15 protein-coding genes are annotated in these 14,818 nt (G+C 67.2%); 7 read left to right on the top strand and 8 right to left on the bottom strand.

Annotation, left to right across the window (positions count from 1 at the left end; all coding sequences use genetic code 11):
* Positions 1-3: 3 nt before the first annotated feature.
* The 3 genes from HV783_RS16205 to HV783_RS16195 all read left to right on the top strand — a co-directional run bounded on the left by HV783_RS16205 (position 4) and on the right by HV783_RS16195 (position 4,315).
* Positions 4-1,035 (top strand): NAD-dependent epimerase/dehydratase family protein, encoded by a 1,032-nt coding sequence (locus tag HV783_RS16205; protein ID WP_175189473.1) that lies wholly within the window; start codon positions 4-6, stop codon positions 1,033-1,035.
* Positions 1,036-1,142: 107 nt separating this feature from the next.
* Entirely contained in the window at positions 1,143-2,102 is a 960-nt protein-coding gene (locus HV783_RS16200) for a tripartite tricarboxylate transporter substrate binding protein (RefSeq protein WP_049076377.1), read from the top strand.
* Between the two features lie 188 nt (positions 2,103-2,290).
* A complete protein-coding gene (locus HV783_RS16195) occupies positions 2,291-4,315 on the top strand; it encodes a hypothetical protein (protein WP_175189472.1) in 2,025 nt (674 codons plus the stop codon).
* A gap of 69 nt (positions 4,316-4,384) precedes the next feature.
* Here HV783_RS16195 and HV783_RS16190 read toward each other — a convergent pair whose 3' ends face one another.
* The 4 genes from HV783_RS16190 to HV783_RS16175 all read right to left on the bottom strand — a co-directional run bounded on the left by HV783_RS16190 (position 4,385) and on the right by HV783_RS16175 (position 6,921).
* The gene (locus HV783_RS16190; protein ID WP_175189471.1) at positions 4,385-5,005 is read right to left on the bottom strand and encodes a glutathione S-transferase family protein; all 621 of its coding nucleotides are present in this window, start codon (positions 5,003-5,005) and stop codon (positions 4,385-4,387) included.
* Positions 5,006-5,023: 18 nt separating this feature from the next.
* Positions 5,024-5,602: a 1,6-anhydro-N-acetylmuramyl-L-alanine amidase AmpD gene (gene ampD / locus HV783_RS16185; protein ID WP_054500574.1), complete on the bottom strand. Its 579-nt coding sequence runs from the start codon at positions 5,600-5,602 to the stop codon at positions 5,024-5,026.
* A gap of 208 nt (positions 5,603-5,810) precedes the next feature.
* Positions 5,811-6,077, bottom strand: coding sequence for a PP0621 family protein (locus HV783_RS16180; RefSeq protein WP_059272645.1), 267 nt, complete (start codon positions 6,075-6,077; stop codon positions 5,811-5,813).
* Position 6,078: 1 nt separating this feature from the next.
* On the bottom strand, positions 6,079-6,921 hold the full coding sequence (locus HV783_RS16175; protein ID WP_049076371.1) for a cytochrome C assembly family protein: 843 nt from the start codon (positions 6,919-6,921) through the stop codon (positions 6,079-6,081).
* A 106-nt stretch (positions 6,922-7,027) separates the two neighbouring features.
* Between HV783_RS16175 and ffh the strand changes: the two genes are divergently transcribed.
* A complete protein-coding gene (ffh, locus tag HV783_RS16170) occupies positions 7,028-8,434 on the top strand; it encodes a signal recognition particle protein (protein WP_049076369.1) in 1,407 nt (468 codons plus the stop codon).
* Positions 8,435-8,611: 177 nt separating this feature from the next.
* On the opposite strand, the gene lysM is transcribed toward ffh, so the two are convergent.
* The 4 genes from lysM to trmB form a co-directional block, all read right to left on the bottom strand.
* Complete coding sequence (gene lysM / locus HV783_RS16165) at positions 8,612-9,058, bottom strand: peptidoglycan-binding protein LysM (RefSeq protein ID WP_006385755.1); 447 nt, start codon at positions 9,056-9,058, stop codon at positions 8,612-8,614.
* A gap of 306 nt (positions 9,059-9,364) precedes the next feature.
* Positions 9,365-9,565, bottom strand: coding sequence for a sulfur carrier protein ThiS (gene thiS, locus HV783_RS16160; RefSeq protein ID WP_056559414.1), 201 nt, complete (start codon positions 9,563-9,565; stop codon positions 9,365-9,367).
* A 12-nt stretch (positions 9,566-9,577) separates the two neighbouring features.
* Entirely contained in the window at positions 9,578-10,519 is a 942-nt protein-coding gene (pip, locus tag HV783_RS16155) for a prolyl aminopeptidase (protein WP_175189470.1), read from the bottom strand.
* Entirely contained in the window at positions 10,519-11,289 is a 771-nt protein-coding gene (gene trmB / locus HV783_RS16150; RefSeq protein WP_116791627.1) for a tRNA (guanosine(46)-N7)-methyltransferase TrmB, read from the bottom strand. The genes pip and trmB overlap by 1 nt, the downstream gene beginning before the upstream one ends.
* Before the next feature lie 181 nt (positions 11,290-11,470).
* Here trmB and HV783_RS16145 point away from each other — a divergent pair, with 181 nt between their 5' ends.
* The 3 genes from HV783_RS16145 (at position 11,471) to HV783_RS16135 (ending at position 14,769) form a co-directional block, all read left to right on the top strand.
* Positions 11,471-12,382, top strand: a complete 912-nt coding sequence (locus HV783_RS16145; protein WP_054500578.1) for a LysR family transcriptional regulator — start codon at positions 11,471-11,473, stop codon at positions 12,380-12,382.
* Between the two features lie 190 nt (positions 12,383-12,572).
* Complete coding sequence (locus HV783_RS16140) at positions 12,573-13,766, top strand: CaiB/BaiF CoA transferase family protein (protein WP_175189469.1); 1,194 nt, start codon at positions 12,573-12,575, stop codon at positions 13,764-13,766.
* A gap of 40 nt (positions 13,767-13,806) precedes the next feature.
* Positions 13,807-14,769 carry a hydroxymethylglutaryl-CoA lyase gene (locus HV783_RS16135; protein WP_175189468.1) on the top strand — a complete coding sequence of 321 codons (963 nt, stop codon included), beginning with the start codon at positions 13,807-13,809 and terminating at the stop codon, positions 14,767-14,769.
* Positions 14,770-14,818 lie beyond the last annotated feature (49 nt).

The following is a 14,818-nucleotide window of genomic DNA, read 5'->3' as shown; positions in this document are numbered from 1 at the left end:
CACATGACGACCGACAAGAAAAGCGCGGCGCTGCCGCTGGCCGATGCCCGCATCCTGATCGCCGGCGCCGCCAGCCTGGTGGGCTCGCACACCGCCGACGCGCTGCTGGCCGCCGGCGTGCGCGAAGTGATCCTGCTGGACAACTTCGCCTTTGGCACGCCCGAGGCCATCGCCCACCTGCAAGGCAATCCGCGCGTGAAAGTGGTGCGCGGCGACCTGATGCGCCTGCCCGACCTGCTGGCCGCGACCGAAGGCGTGGACGGCGTGCTGCACCTGGCTGCCTACATGACGCTGGGCTTCGCGCAGACGCCGTGGCAGGCGGTGGACGTGAACATCCGCGGGGCGCAGAACATGCTTGAAGCGTGCCGCGCCAACAAGGTGAAGAAGTTCGTGTTCGCCTCGTCCAACGCGGTCTATGGCTACGGCAGCGGCATCGCGGGCGCGCTGGTCGAGAACGGCCCGTTCCATTCCGTCGGCGCGCCGCCGGCGGCGATCCTGTACGGCGCCTCCAAGATCATGGGCGAACAGCTTTGCCGCCAGTACTTCCAGAAGTGCGGGCTGGACTATGTGGTGTTGCGCTATTCCACCGTGTATGGCGAGCGCCAGCACTACCGCGCCGCGAATTCGCTGTACATCATGGAGACCTATGACCGCGTGCGCCAGGGCGAGCGTCCCCTGCTGCCTGGCGACGGCAGCGACACCAAGCACTTCGTGCACGTCTCGGACGTGGCGCGCGCCAACGTCGCCGCGTTCCAGAGCGACGCGACCGATGTCGCGGTGAACGTGTCCGGCCCGGCGCCCATCACCACCGGCGAGCTGGTGCGGCTGGTGCTCGACTACTGCAAGAGCGACCTGGAACCGGAGATCCGGCCGGACCCTCCGGGCACAGTGCGCCTGACCTCGGGCGGCGCCTTCCATATCCCGCACGACCTGGCGGGACAACAGATCGGCTGGCAGCCGCAAGTGGGCATGGCCGAAGGCGTGAGGCGCCTGCTGGCGTGGCGCGAGGCGCAGGAAAGGGGCAAGGTCGGTTAGGGAACAGTTTGACCCGGGGCGGCCGTCGCAGCCGTCCCGCGTGACTGGCCGGCCTGTCCGGCTCATCACAACGCATAACAACAGCAGTACCCACACAGGAGACAACCATGTTCTTTACACGCAAGGCGGCCGCTCGCGCCGCGCTGTCCGTGGCCGCGCTGTGCGCCGCGTGGCCGGCCTGGGCCTGGCCCGACCATCCCATCGAACTGGTGGTGGGCTTCGCGCCCGGCGGCGGCACCGACCTGACGGCACGTTCGCTGGCGGTGTTCCTGGAAAAGGAGCTGGGCACCACCATCGTCGTGCAGAACAAGCCGGGCGCGTCCAGCGCCATCGCGCTGTCGTACGTGGCGCGCGCCAAGCCCGACGGCTATACGCTGGCGATGACCAACATGCCCGGGCTGGTGTCGCTGCCGATCGAACGCAAGGCCGGCTTCACCACCGCCGACTTCACCTACCTGGCCAACCTGGTGCGCGACCCAAGCGCCTTCAGCGTCGCCGCCGACAGTCCGTACCAGACGCTGGATGCCTTGATCAAGGCGGCGCGCGAGAAGCCGGGTTCGATCAGTTATGGCTCGACCGGCGTGGGCACCGATGATCACCTGGCGCTCGTGCTGTTCCAGAACCTGACCGGCACCAAGCTCAACCACGTACCGTACAACGGCGCGGGGCCGTTGCGCAGCTCGGTGCTGGGTGGGCATACCGTGATCGGCGGCCTGAACCTGGGAGAAGTCATGCCCTATCACGGCAAGAATATGCGCGTGCTGGCACAGGCCAGCGCGACGCGTTCGCCGCTGGGGCCGGACGTGCCGACCTTCAAGGAGCTGGGCGTGAACCTGGTGTTCGCCTCCGAGCGCGGCATTGTCGCGCCCAAGGGCTTGCCGGCGGATGTCGCCGAGAAGCTGCGCCAGGCCTTGGGCAAGGTCGCCGCCAATCCGGAATTCCAGGCGCAGATGAAGCAGCAGTTCACCGAGATGGATTACCTGGATGGGCCGCAGTGGCAGGAACGCCTGAAGCAGGATGATGGGCGGCTGCGGCAGATCTGGGCGAATACGCCTTGGGTGGAGTAGGGCGCTGGACGCCGTTCCCGCGAGGGCGTCGGCATGCTCCGAATCGCGGGACGTGGGCCGGTACCGGAGAACTGGTCTGAATTGCGGCTTTTTTTTACTGTAAATCGCGGCTCAACCGTTTATGTCTATAGACGGTCGCCTGCGTGCCTGCGGGCGGCTATTGATGATCCGCGATCAGGAGCCGCATCATGCCCACGCCTACGCTTGCCCCCGTCACCGTTTATGGCACTTGGCCGCCGGAGCCGCCGAGTTGGGGCGGTGGGATAGGGTCTGGGCTGTGGGACGGCATCGGCTGGTCTTACTTCTCGACACCACGGATCGTTCCCGCGTGGTACATCGCGCAGATTCTCAACCAAAAGGAAGCGTATTACTTTTCGCACTACAGCGAGGAATCTAGGTACTACCACGATCCGAAGACGACGCGTGGGATGGTGGAGCCGTTGGTCAACAAGCTCATTCCGGAAACAGGAAAATTCCTGGGATATGTTCGCGACTTGTTGGAGACCCGCCTGGACAAGCAAGCCTTCAAGTATTTGAACGTGATGGCGCAAACGCATGAGAAATTCATGCAAGGAATTTTCAGTTGGAGCGTGATCCAGAAGGATATTGCTTCGGGTACGCCTCCCAAGGTTGCGATCGGCTCCGAGGTGGCGTCTGTGTGGGGCGGCGCTGTAATAGCGGGTGCGATAGCGGGAATGGGGACTTTGCTCATGGTTGGCGGAGGCATACCAGCGGTTGTAGCCGGCATGGCTATCGTCGCTATCGCTTCATCCCTGCCTGACCTCATCGACCTCAAGGGGGAGGCAGCGAAATTTATCCAAGACGTACTCGTCACTGAAGGAACGCATATCCCAGCCCATACGGGAAGCATGCCGACGGCGCTATTGCCTGACCGGCTCGACCCCCACGCTACGCATTCGAACGTTGAGAGTGGCCCGACTGCTGCGGATGCCACCGCCGCTAGTGACGGTGCTAGATTCTCCGGTTACCAGATTTACCTCGCGATGCGGGAAATTGCGACACATCCCGCGGACTATCCGGAAGCGGCCGCCATCCTTCCCCAAATCTTGGCAGAAATCGGTAGGGATCGGCCGGTTGGCGGCCCTGCGAATACCGAGCCACAGGCCGATGGCCCGAGCATGCGACCGCCGCCTGAAGTCGTTCTTTATGCTGACCTAGCGCCGGATGGCGGCGTGAAGTCATTCATCGCCAAGGACGGAAAATCCTATGTGTTCGTCGGTGACGACACGCCGAGTGAAATGGTCGGCGGCAATGCAATCAACTGGTTCATGCCGGGAAGTGACTATGACTGGTCCAACAAGGTTGTGGGCAATCCGGATGGATACAACGTCCTGGACTTTTCCTTGAACGAGTGGGGCGTCGACATCGTTGTGAGTGGCAACGATCGCATGGACAAGTGGATTGCGGATCGGGCCAGCGCCTTTGGGCTCAAGGACTATGACGTCAATAGTCATTTCCTCACCCATGAAAGCGCCCTGGGTAAACTTCGAGGGTACGGGTACGCATTTGTGGAGTTGAAATCCGGTTCGTGCGGCGAGTGGTGCCAGGGAGAATATCGCAATATCGACTATGTCATTGGCAGCGATTACGACGATATCCTGGTCGGCGACGTGCTTGGGGGAATGACGTTCACCGGCCGTGGTGGCAACGATACCTTCGTCGTGCATGGCGGCGGCAATCGCATCGTGTTCAACGATGGTGATTTCGCCGATCCGGACTCCGGGGAAATCACGACGAAGTTCATCCATGGGTTGACCACGGCTCGCGAAGCGCGCGATTTCAACCTCAAGCACTACCAACCGGCCTATCTTGGGGGATATGGGGGGCTGCGGATCGAGCCGGACGTGCTCGATTTTTCAAACCTGGATGGCGACCTGAATACCGAGGGACATCAGGCCATGCGGTTTATCGGCACAGGAAAGTTCACCGGGCATGCCGGAGAACTCCGGTATGTGACCGAGGACCATCACGGACTGGATTGGCCCGTCACTCATGATGACGAAAGCGGTTGGTGGCGGGCGTCCACCGTAAGCCTGGAGGGAGACAGAACCGGCGATGGGATCGCGGACTTCTTCATCGAATATACGAACTACGCCGATCCTTCCACGCCGAACGGATACGGATACATGATGGCCGACGTGATCGGCAGTAATTATCCCTATCTCGACAGCGATAATTTCTTCTTCGGCTAAATCAAAATGCGCCCCGAATGCCCGGGGGGCTGAAGGCGTGCAGTTGCATGCCTTCGCCTGCCGGGGCTGCTATTCCAACGGCAACGTCAACACCCCCTGCGGCGCCGGTCGCATCATCACGCGCCGGTACCACGCCGACAGCGCCGGGGTGTCCGGCCGCTCGATCGGCAGCGCCAGCCAGCGGTGCGCCGAGCACACCAGGGCGATGTCGCCCATGGTGAGGTGGCGGCCGGCGATGAACTCGCGGCCTTGCAGCGCCTGGTCCAGAATCTGCGCGCGGGCATTGCTGCGCTTGACCGACAGCTCGATGGCGGCGTGGTCGCGCTTGGCTTCCGGCGTACGGATCAGGCCCAGGAAGGCCGGGCCCATGGCGCCCTGCCATTCGGTGGTCTGCCAGTCCATCCAGCGGTCGGCGTCGGCGCGCAGACAGACGTCGTCGGGCCAGAGGGTGCCAGCGCCGTAGCGGGCGGCCAGGTAGCGCACGATGGCGTTCGATTCCCACAGCACGAAACCGCCGTCGTCGATGGCGGGCACGGTGCGGTTGGGGTTGATTTTGGCGTACTCGGGCGTGTCGACCACGCCGAACGGGCCGCCGGCCTCGATGAAGGTGTGCGGCAGCGCCAGTTCGCGCACGGCCAGCATCACTTTCTGCACATTGACGGACGTCAGCCGTCCCCAGATCTTCAACATAACCGGTCCTTGTAAGGGTCAGACGGGCGGCAACTGCCGCCGCGCAAAGCCGCTGTCGCGCCCGAAGCGCGTCCAGTTGAAAGCGGGCCCCGGGTCGGTCTTGCGGCCCGGCGCGATGTGTTCGTGGCCCCAGGCGGCCGCCAGGGGGTAGCGTGCGCGCAGCACCGGCGTCAGCCGGCGCAGGGCCAGGTACTGTTCGTCAGTGTAGGGCAGCGTGTCGGTGCCTTCCAGCTCGATGCCAATGGAGAAATCGTTGCAGCGCTCGCGGCCGGCGAAGCGCGAGACGCCGGCATGCCAGGCGCGCGCATCGGTGGAGACGAACTGCACGATGCGGCCGTCGCGGCGGATGAAGAAATGCGCCGATACCCGCAGGCCGCGCAGGCGTTCCAGCCAGGGGTGCGAGCCGTAGTCCAGCGTGTTCAGGAACAGGCCGGCCACCTCGGGGCCGCCGAATTGGCCGGGCGGCAGGCTGATGTTGTGCAGCACCAGCAGCGACACCTGGGCGTCCTGGGGACGCGCGTCGCAGTTGGGGGAGGGCAGCCGGGAAACGCCCGGGGCCGGCGCCAGCCAGCCATGTCGATCCAGAAGCAGGGGCATGGGAGGAAAGCAGGTTGGTATCCAACGTGCATTATGCCGTGCGTGTGAAAAGGGGGCGAATGAGGGCCGGGCCCACCCGGGGGCGGTGCTGTCGTTGCGTCCTGTGATGGGCGAGCCTCTCCGGGCTGGCTGGCGGGATGGCGGAATGGCGGGATGGCGGGATGGCGGGCCCGCGGATCCGGGCCGGCCAGTCGCTCAGACCCGCCTTTTATTTCGCCGCCGGTCCCAGCCGGGCGTGTTCCTGGCTGCACCAGGTCTGGCCGCCCTGCAGCAGGGCCTCGGAACGCGGCAGGTGGATGCCGCAGTGGGCGCAGCGGACCATGGCCTCCGGCGCGCCGGTGGCGGGCGGGTTGGGCGTGGCGCGCGGCTTGGCGCTGGCGGGGGAATCCTGGCGGGCGGCGGCCATGCGGCCGGCGATGCGGGCCACAAAGAGCACGCCGATGATGATGACGATCCAGAACAGCAGTTTGCCCACGTCAGCCTCGATGCAGAATGACTTCCAGCACGAACCGGCTGCCGGTGTAGGCCAGGATCAGGAAACCGAACCCCGTCAGGGTCCAGCGCAGGGCGACGCGGCCGCGCCAGCCCCAGATGTGGCGCCCGGCCAGCAGCACGCCGAAGGTGAACCAGGACAGCAGGGTGAAGACGGTCTTGTGGTCGAACGGCAGGATCTGGCCGGTGAGCTTCATGGAGGCGATGGAGCCCGAGCCGACGGCCAGGGTCAGCACCACGAAGCCGATCCAGATGATGCGGAACAGCAGTTGTTCCTGCACCAGCAGCGGCGGCTGCGAGTCCAGCACGCGGCCGATGATGCTGCGTTCGGCGGGGGCGTCCAGGGGGCGGTGCAGGTGGCGGTCGAGCAGCGCCATCAGCATGGCGTGCAGGGCGGCGATGGTGATCAGCCCGTAGGCGCCCAGCGCGATCAGCAAATGCACGCGCAGCCAGGCGTTGTCGGCATGGGGCACGAATTGTCCCTGGGGGAACAGGGCTGCCAGGCCGCTGGCCAGGGTGGCGGCCGGCAGCAGCAGCAATTGCAGGCCGTCGATGCGCACCAGCAGGCTTTCGAGCCAGAAGACGACCATGCCCAGCCAGATGGCGGCAGACAGGGCCAGCGCCCACCCGATGAACAGGTGCGGGGCCCCCAGCATGGACTGTTGCAGCCCGATTCCATGGAGAACCAGGGCTCCCAGCAGGCACAGACGAGCGACTTTGCCCGTTTGCTCGACTTCCCCGGCGCCCGCCAGGCGGATCCAGAGGGACCCTCCCAGCACGGCGTACGCCAAGGCGGCCGCTGTGTGAAATACAATGCCTAGTGACATAGAAACCGTTGTCTGGATGGGGCCTGGGGGCGCATGCCGCCCGACAGCGCAGAATCCGCGCCTGCGGCCACCGTTCAATCAACTAGTTTAAGCGGAAACGCCTCTCATGCTCGATAACCTAACTCAACGCCTGTCGCGCGTCGTCAAGACACTGCGCGGCGAAGCCCGCCTGACCGAGGCCAACACCCAGGAAATGCTGCGCGAAGTGCGCATGGCCCTGCTGGAAGCCGACGTGGCGCTGCCCGTGGTGCGCGATTTCGTCGCCCGGGTCAAGGAAAAGGCGCTGGGCGAAGAAGTCGCCAGCAGCCTCAGCCCCGGCCAGGCCCTGGTGGGCGTGGTCCACAAGGAACTGACCGCCCTCATGGGCGGCGACCTGGGCGCCGATTCCGGCGAACTGTCGCTGGCCGTGCAGCCGCCCGCCGTCATCCTGATGGCCGGCCTGCAGGGCGCGGGCAAGACCACCACCACCGGCAAGCTGGCCCGCTGGCTGAGCGAAGGCCAGCACACCCAGCACGGCCGCAAGACCGGCAAGAAGAAGGTGCTGGTGGTGTCCGCCGACGTTTACCGCCCGGCCGCCATCGACCAGTTGAAGAGCGTGGCGGCGCAGGTCGGCGTCGATTTCCTGCCAAGCGACCCCAGCCAGAAGCCCGAGGACATCGCCCGCAACGCGGTCGACCATGCCCGCCGTCACCACTACGACGTGCTGATCCTGGACACGGCCGGCCGCCTGGGCATCGACGAGGCCATGATGCGCGAGATCCGCGCGCTGCATGACCTGGTCAAGCCGGTCGAAACGCTGTTCGTGGTCGACGCCATGCAGGGCCAGGACGCGGTCAACACCGCCCGCGCCTTCGCCGAGGCGCTGCCGCTGACCGGTGTGGTGCTGACCAAGCTGGACGGCGACGCCCGCGGCGGCGCGGCGCTGTCGGTGCGTCACGTCACCGGCAAGCCGCTCAAGTTCGTCGGCGTCTCGGAAAAGCTGGACGGCCTGGAGCCGTTCTACCCCGAGCGCATGGCGCAGCGCGTGCTGGGCATGGGCGACATCGTCTCGCTGGTCGAGCAGGCCCAGAAGAACATCGACATCGCCGAAGCCCAGAAGCTGGCGGCCAAGATCAAGTCGGGCAACAAGTTCGACCTGAACGACTTCCGCGACCAGCTCGGCCAGGTCAAGAAGCTGGGCGACATGGGCTCGCTGCTGGAAAAGCTGCCGGCCCAGTTCCAGCAGGCCGCCGGCCAGTTGCAGGGCGGCCAGGCGGAAAAGCAGTTGCGCCGCACCGAGGGCATCCTCAATTCCATGACGGCTGCCGAGCGTGCCAAGCCTGAACTCATCAAGGCCTCGCGCAAGCGCCGCATCGCGGCGGGGTCGGGCGTGCCGGTGCAGGAAGTCAACCGCCTGCTGGCCCAGTTCGAGCAGATGCAGGGCATGATGAAGCAGATGAAGAAGGGTGGCATGGCCAAGATGATGCGCGCCATGGGCGGAATGAAGGGCATGGGCCGCTTCATGAAGGGCTGACCGGCGCGCCGGCGCCCGGCGGCGGGGTGCCCTCGGGGCTGCCGCTGACCGCGGGCGCTTGCCCCCGGGATTTCCGCCAAAAAAATGGCCAGGCATTGCGCCTGGCCAAATCATCGCGGCAGGCAGGGGGTTCTGCGCCGCGATACGGGCCCGCGAGGGCCCATTCTGTTTCGTGGCTTACGACAGGGGCGGGATGCGCAGCACCTGGCCCGGATAGATCTTGTCGGGGCTGGTCAGCATCGGCTTGTTGGCCTCGAAGATCAGGGTGTTCTTGGCGCCCTGGCCCTTGCCGTATTGCGCCTCGGCGATCTTCCACAGGTTGTCGCCCTTCTGCACCGTGTACATCTTGGCCTCGGGCGCGGCCTGCTTGACCTTCAACTGGTTGTCCACCGCGGCCACGCCGACGGTGTTGCCCAGCGCCAGCGCGATCTTCTCGGCGGCTTCGGTGTTGGCGGCCTCGCCCGTGACGGTGACCTTGTCGCCATCGACCGAGATCTGCAGGCCATCGGCATTCAGGCCGTGCTTGTCGAGTTCCTTCTTCAGCTCATCCGGCGTGGCCGCCTTGGCTTCGCTGGCACCGAAGAGTTTTTCTCCAACGTCCTTGATGAAATTGAGCAGACCCATCGTGTTTCCTTTGTCTATGTTGCGGTGAGAGAAAGAGCGATGCGTGTCAGGGCGCGCGGTCCCTGGACTTCTGCGCACGATGCCGGCGTTGCCGTGGTCCCGCGGGCGGGGCGGCGGCGTTCAAGCCTGTTTGCCGGGCCGGGCCCGGACGCGCCAGCATCAACGATTATGACTCGCCACGTCGTCGCCTGAGGGGGGTAATCGTGTAACAGGTTGCTAGCCATCCGTCAGGATGATGAAAAAAAGGGCTGCATTGCTGCAGCCCTTTTGCAGGGGGCGATCGCCGCTTGCCGGCCGCGCCGCGGGTCAGCCGCCGCCCACCGCCACAACGATCTCGATCTGGTCGCCGTCGCTCAGCGCGGTCTGCGCGTGCTGGCTCTTGGGCACGATCTCGCCGTTGCGTTCCACCGCCACGCGCTTGCCGGCATAGCCCAGCGTTTCGAGCAGTTCGTTCACCGTGGTGTCGAGCGGAAATTCACGGGCGTCGCCGTTCAGGGTGATGTGCATGGGTCGGTCTCCTCAGCGTTTGGCGTAGGCGTCGGTGGCGGCGATCAGGCGCGCCAGCGTGCCGGGTTCGTCGAAGGCGTGGCCCGCGTCGGGCACGATATGGAACTCGGCCTCGGGCCAGGCGCGGTGCAGGTCCCAGGCGGTGCGCGCGGGGGTGCAGGCGTCGTAGCGGCCCTGCACGATGGTGCCGGGGATGCCGCGCAGCTTGTGGGCGTCGCGGATCAACTGGCCTTCTTCCATGAAGCCGGCGTTGACGAAGTAGTGGTTCTCGATGCGCGCGAAGGCCAGCGCCGCGCGGTCGGCGGCGTGGCTCTGCTGGTGGCGCGGGCTGGGCAGCAGCGTGATGGTGCTGTCCTCCCACTTGCTCCAGGCCTTGGCGGCGCGCAGTTGCTCGGCCGGGTCATCGCCCGTCAGGCGCTTGTGGTACGCCGCCACCAGGTCGCCGCGCTCGGCTTCGGGGATGGGAGCCAGGTACTCTTCCCAGCGATCGGGGAACAGCCACGACGCGCCTTCCTGGTAGAACCATTGCACTTCGGCGCGGCGCAGCGTGAAGATGCCGCGCACCACCAGTTCGCTGACGTGCTGCGGGTGGGTCTCGGCATAGGCCAGCGCCAGCGTCGAGCCCCATGAGCCGCCGAACACCAGCCACTTGTCGGCGCCCATGATCTCGGTGCGCAGGCGCTCGATGTCGGCCACCAGGTGCCAGGTGGTGTTGTTGTCCAGGCCGGCGTGCGGCGTCGAGCGGCCGCAGCCGCGCTGGTCGAACAGCAGCACGTTGTAGCGCTTGGGATCGAAGAGTTGCCGATGCACCGGCGAGCAGCCGCTGCCGGGGCCGCCGTGCAGGAACACGGCGGGCTTGCCCTGCGGGTTGCCGCAGAGTTCCCAGTAGACCTGGTGGCCGTCGCCGGTATCCAGGATGCCGTGGCGGTAGGGTTCGATCGCGGGGTAGAGCATCAGGCGACTCGCTTGAAGATCAGGTCCCAGACGCCATGGCCCAATCGCAGGCCGCGCGTCTCGAATTTGGTCAGGGGGCGGTAATCAGGGCGCGGCGCGTAGCCGTCCGTGGTGTTCTTCAGTTGCGGCTCGTTGCCCAGCACGTCGAGCATCTGCACCGCGTAGTCTTCCCAGTCGGTGGCGCAATGGATATAGCCGCCCGGCGCGATGCGGCTGGCCAGCAGCGCGATGAACGGCGGCTGGATCAGGCGGCGCTTGTGGTGGCGCTTCTTGGGCCACGGGTCGGGGAAGTAGATGTGCACGCCGGCCAGCGAGTCCGGCGCGATCATGTCGCGCACCACCTCGACCGCGTCGTGCTGGATGATGCGCAGGTTGGTGATGCTGGAATCCTCGATGCGGCGCAGCAGCGAGCCGACGCCGGCGTTGAACACTTCCACGCCCAGGAAGTTGTCGCCGGGACGGGCCAGCGCGATCTTCTCGGTGGTCTCGCCCATGCCGAAGCCGATTTCCAGCACCGTCGGCGCTTCGCGGCCGAAGGCGGCCGCGGGGTCCAGGCGCCTGGCGGCGTAGGGAATCGACCATTTGCCCAGCAACTGCTCAAGCGCGGCCAACTGGCCCTGGGTGATGTGGCCGCGGCGGTGCACGAAGCTGCGGATGTGGGTGGCGCCCGGGCTGTTGGGGGCGTGCGCGGCGCTGGCCAGCGCGGCTTCGGTCTGGGGGGAAACCGGCGCGGGCGCGTCGGGGTTGCCGGGTGTTGCGGGGGTGTTCACGGGGGGAGTCGCAGAGCTGTTCGTTGTCATAGGCGGGATTGTAGTGGCAGCCCCGCCGGGCTGCAGTCCGCGTTTCGGTTTAAATGGGGACTTATCGCTGGCGATCGAATGGGGCGGGTCCCCCCCCGGGTCCGCGCGCTATAGTGCAGCCGCGGCGTCCGCCTGGCGCCGCGCGTCCATCATGAATATCGCCCGCATCGACCTCGTCACGCTCTCGCTTTTCGTCTCGGTGGCCCGCCAGGGCAGCATCTCGGCCGGCGCGCGCGCGTCGCACCTGGCGGTGGGGGCGGCCAGCAAGCGGATCTCGGACCTGGAGGCCGCTCTGGACACCCAACTGCTGTACCGCAACGCGGCCGGCGTCGAGCTGACCGAGGCGGGCCAGGCCTGCCTGGTCCATGCCCTGCGGGTGCTGCAGGAAGTCGAGCAGATGGCGGGCACCCTGTCCGACTATGCCCGGGGGGTGCGCGGGCAGGTGCGCATCGCCGCCAATACCTCGTCGCTGACGCAGTTCCTGCCGGAAGATCTGGCGTCCTTCATGGAAGCGCACCCGGCCGTGCGCATCGACCTGGAAGAGCAGAACAGCAGCGACATCGTCACTGCCGTGCTGGAGAACCGCGCCGACATCGGCGTGTTCGCGGACCGCACCCCGGCGGCGGGCCTGGCCACCGTGCCGTACCGGCTCGACGAGCTGGTGCTGATCGTGCCGCAGCGTCATCCGCTGGCGCGCCATGTCAGCGTGGCGTTCGCCGATACCCTGGCCTACGACTACGTCGGCCTGCCGCCCGCGACCTCGCTGGCCACCCGCCTGGCCGACGAGAGCGGCCGGCTGGGCCGCGACATGCGGCTGCGCATCCAGGTGCGCAGCTTCGACGCCATCTGCCGCATGGTGGCCGCCACGCGCGGGGTCGGCATTCTGCCGCGGCTGGCGGCCGAGCCGCATGCGCGCTCCATGCCGATCCGCCTGATTGCCCTGTCCGACGACTGGGCGCGCCGCTGGCTGCTGCTGGGTGTGCGCGATGCCGACGCGCTGCCGGTGGCGGCGCGGCTGTTGCTGGCGCATCTGCGCGGCGCGCAGGACCCGGGCACGGCCTAGAGGCCGGCTCGCACGCAAAAAAAGCGCTTGGTGGCGGCCGGCAATCGGTCGGCCTGTCCGGCCGGGTCGCGGCCGCCGCGCCGGGCTTTCTCGATCCGGGAATGCCCCCTTCCCGAATCGTCCATTCCGCCGCCCCGGGCGATGACGCACACTGCGGGCCATCATCGGTTGGATGCGCCCGGGAGGCGACATGGCAGGGCAGATACTCGCCGGCATACGCGTGCTGGAACTGGGACAACTCATCGCGGGGCCGTTCGCCGCCAAGACGCTGGCGGACTTTGGCGCGCAGGTCGTCAAGATCGAACCGCCGGGGCAGGGCGACCCGCTGCGCAAATGGCGGCTGCTGCACGAGGGCACCTCGGTGTGGTGGGAGGCCCAGTCGCGCAACAAGCAATCCGTGTGCGTGGACCTGCGCCAGCCCGAGGGCCAGGACATCGTGCGCCAGTTGGCGGCCGAGGCCGACGTGCTGATCGAGAATTTCCGTCCCGGCACGCTGGAGAAGTGGGGCCTGTCGTGGGAGACGCTGCACGCGCTGAACCCGCGCCTGATCATGCTGCGCATTTCCGGCTACGGCCAGACCGGACCGAAGGCGCGCGAGCCGGGCTTTGCCGCGATTGGCGAAGCCATGGCCGGCCTGCGCTACCTGAATGGCGAGCCCGGCCGCGCGCCGGTGCGCGCCGGCCTGTCGCTGGGCGACACCATCGCCGGTCTGCATGGCGCGCTGGGCGTGCTGCTGGCGCTGTACCAGCGCGATGCCCGTGGCGGCCGGGGGCAGGTCATCGACGCGGCGCTGTACGAGAGCCTGTTCAACCTCAGCGAGAGCCTGCTGCCCGAGTATTCGGTGTTTGGCGCCGTGCGCGAACCGGCCGGCGCATCGTTGCCCGGCATCGCGCCGTCCAACGCTTATCCGTGCCGCGACGGCTATGTGCTGATCGCGGGCAATGGCGACGCCATCTACACCCGGCTGATGGCGCGCATCGGCCGCGACGACCTGGGCCGCGATCCCGAGCTGGCGCACAACGACGGCCGCGCCCGCCGCGTGGCCGAGATCGACCAGGCCATCGGCGCCTGGACCGCCGAACGCAGCATCGACGAGGTGTTGCAGGCCATGCGCGAGGCCGACGTGCCGTCGGGCCGCATCTATTCCGTGGCCGACATCGCCCACGATCCGCATTACCAGGCGCGCGGCGCCATCACCCGCCTGGAGGCCGCCAGCGGCATCGCCGTGGACATGCCGGCGGTGTTTCCGTGCCTGTCGGCCAACCCGGGCGCGGTGCGCGAGCGTGCGCCGACGCTGGGCGAGCACACCGACGCGGTGCTGGCGGCAGCGGGCCTGAGCCCGGAACAGCGCGAGGCGCTGCGGGCGCGCGGCGTGATCGCATGAACCGCGCCATTCCCCTTAATCCGGCAGCGAGGATGCGCTCATGAACACCGGTTCCCCCGTCCTGGAAATCAACGAGGTCGGCCCGCGCGACGGCTTGCAGATCGAGGCGCGCATGGTGCCGACCGAAGACAAGATCGCCTTCGTCGACGCGTTGTCCGATTGCGGCTTCGCCCGCATCGAAGTCACCAGCTTCACCTCGCCCAAGGCGATTCCGGCCCTGGCCGACGCCGGCGCCGTGATGCAGGGCATCCGCCGCCGGACCGGCGTGATCTATACCGCGCTGGTGCCGAATATCCGCGGCCTGGAGCGGGCGCTGGAAGCCGGCGTCGACGAGATGAACCTGGTCATGTCTTGCAGCGAGACGCATAACCGCGCCAACCTGCGCATGACCCGCCAGCAATCGTTCGACGAACTCAGCCAGGTGCTGGCCGCCGCCGCGCGCGCCGGCGCGCCCTGCAATGTGTCGCTGTCGACCGCCTTCGGCTGTCCCTTCGACGGCGACGTGCAGGCGGAACAGGTCTTGGACCTGGCCGCCCGCCTGGTCGATGCCGGCGCCAATGGCATCACGCTGTGCGACACCACCGGCATGGCCTATCCCAATCAGGTGGGCGAACTGTGCGCCGACGCGGCGCGGCGCCTGCCGGGCGTGGCGCTTACCGTCCACCTGCACAATACGCGCGGCATGGCGCTGGCCAATGCCGTCACCGCCTGGCAGGCCGGCATCACCCGTTTCGACGCCGCCGCCGGCGGCCTGGGCGGCTGCCCGTACGCGCCCGGCGCCAGCGGCAACGTCAACACCGAAGAACTGGTCCACATGTTCGAGTGCATGGGCGTGCGCACGGGCGTGTCGCTCGAATCGCTGCTTGCCATCCTGCGCGGACTGCCGGGGCTGGTCGGCCGCGAGCTGCCCATGGCGTTGTTGCGCGCCGGACCGCGCCTGGCCGCCCATCCGCCGCCCGCGTGGCTGGCGGAGCGGTTCGGACCGGCCGGCGACGCCGCCTAGGTTTTGCTTCACACCACGCGCCCGGCCCTGGGGCGCTTCATACAAAAAC

It is taken from the genome of Achromobacter dolens (assembly GCF_902859745.1).
GTDB classification, from domain to species: Bacteria; Pseudomonadota; Gammaproteobacteria; order Burkholderiales; family Burkholderiaceae_B; genus Achromobacter; species Achromobacter dolens.
This window is presented reverse-complemented; position numbering and strand designations above follow the sequence as displayed.

Bases quoted from the DNA above. Each gene is read 5' to 3' on its own strand.
- lysM (WP_006385755.1), bottom strand. From the start codon at position 9,058: ATGGGTCTGCTCAATTTCATCAAGGACGTTGGAGAAAAACTCTTCGGT.
- HV783_RS16145 (WP_054500578.1), top strand. From the start codon at position 11,471: ATGAATATCGCCCGCATCGACCTCGTCACGCTCTCGCTTTTCGTCTCG.
- HV783_RS16175 (WP_049076371.1), bottom strand. From the start codon at position 6,921: ATGTCACTAGGCATTGTATTTCACACAGCGGCCGCCTTGGCGTACGCC.
- ffh (WP_049076369.1), top strand. From the start codon at position 7,028: ATGCTCGATAACCTAACTCAACGCCTGTCGCGCGTCGTCAAGACACTG.
- HV783_RS16205 (WP_175189473.1), top strand. From the start codon at position 4: ATGACGACCGACAAGAAAAGCGCGGCGCTGCCGCTGGCCGATGCCCGC.
- HV783_RS16190 (WP_175189471.1), bottom strand. From the start codon at position 5,005: ATGTTGAAGATCTGGGGACGGCTGACGTCCGTCAATGTGCAGAAAGTG.
- pip (WP_175189470.1), bottom strand. From the start codon at position 10,519: ATGCTCTACCCCGCGATCGAACCCTACCGCCACGGCATCCTGGATACC.
- thiS (WP_056559414.1), bottom strand. From the start codon at position 9,565: ATGCACATCACCCTGAACGGCGACGCCCGTGAATTTCCGCTCGACACC.
- ampD (WP_054500574.1), bottom strand. From the start codon at position 5,602: ATGCCCCTGCTTCTGGATCGACATGGCTGGCTGGCGCCGGCCCCGGGC.
- HV783_RS16135 (WP_175189468.1), top strand. From the start codon at position 13,807: ATGAACACCGGTTCCCCCGTCCTGGAAATCAACGAGGTCGGCCCGCGC.
- HV783_RS16200 (WP_049076377.1), top strand. From the start codon at position 1,143: ATGTTCTTTACACGCAAGGCGGCCGCTCGCGCCGCGCTGTCCGTGGCC.
- HV783_RS16195 (WP_175189472.1), top strand. From the start codon at position 2,291: ATGCCCACGCCTACGCTTGCCCCCGTCACCGTTTATGGCACTTGGCCG.
- HV783_RS16140 (WP_175189469.1), top strand. From the start codon at position 12,573: ATGGCAGGGCAGATACTCGCCGGCATACGCGTGCTGGAACTGGGACAA.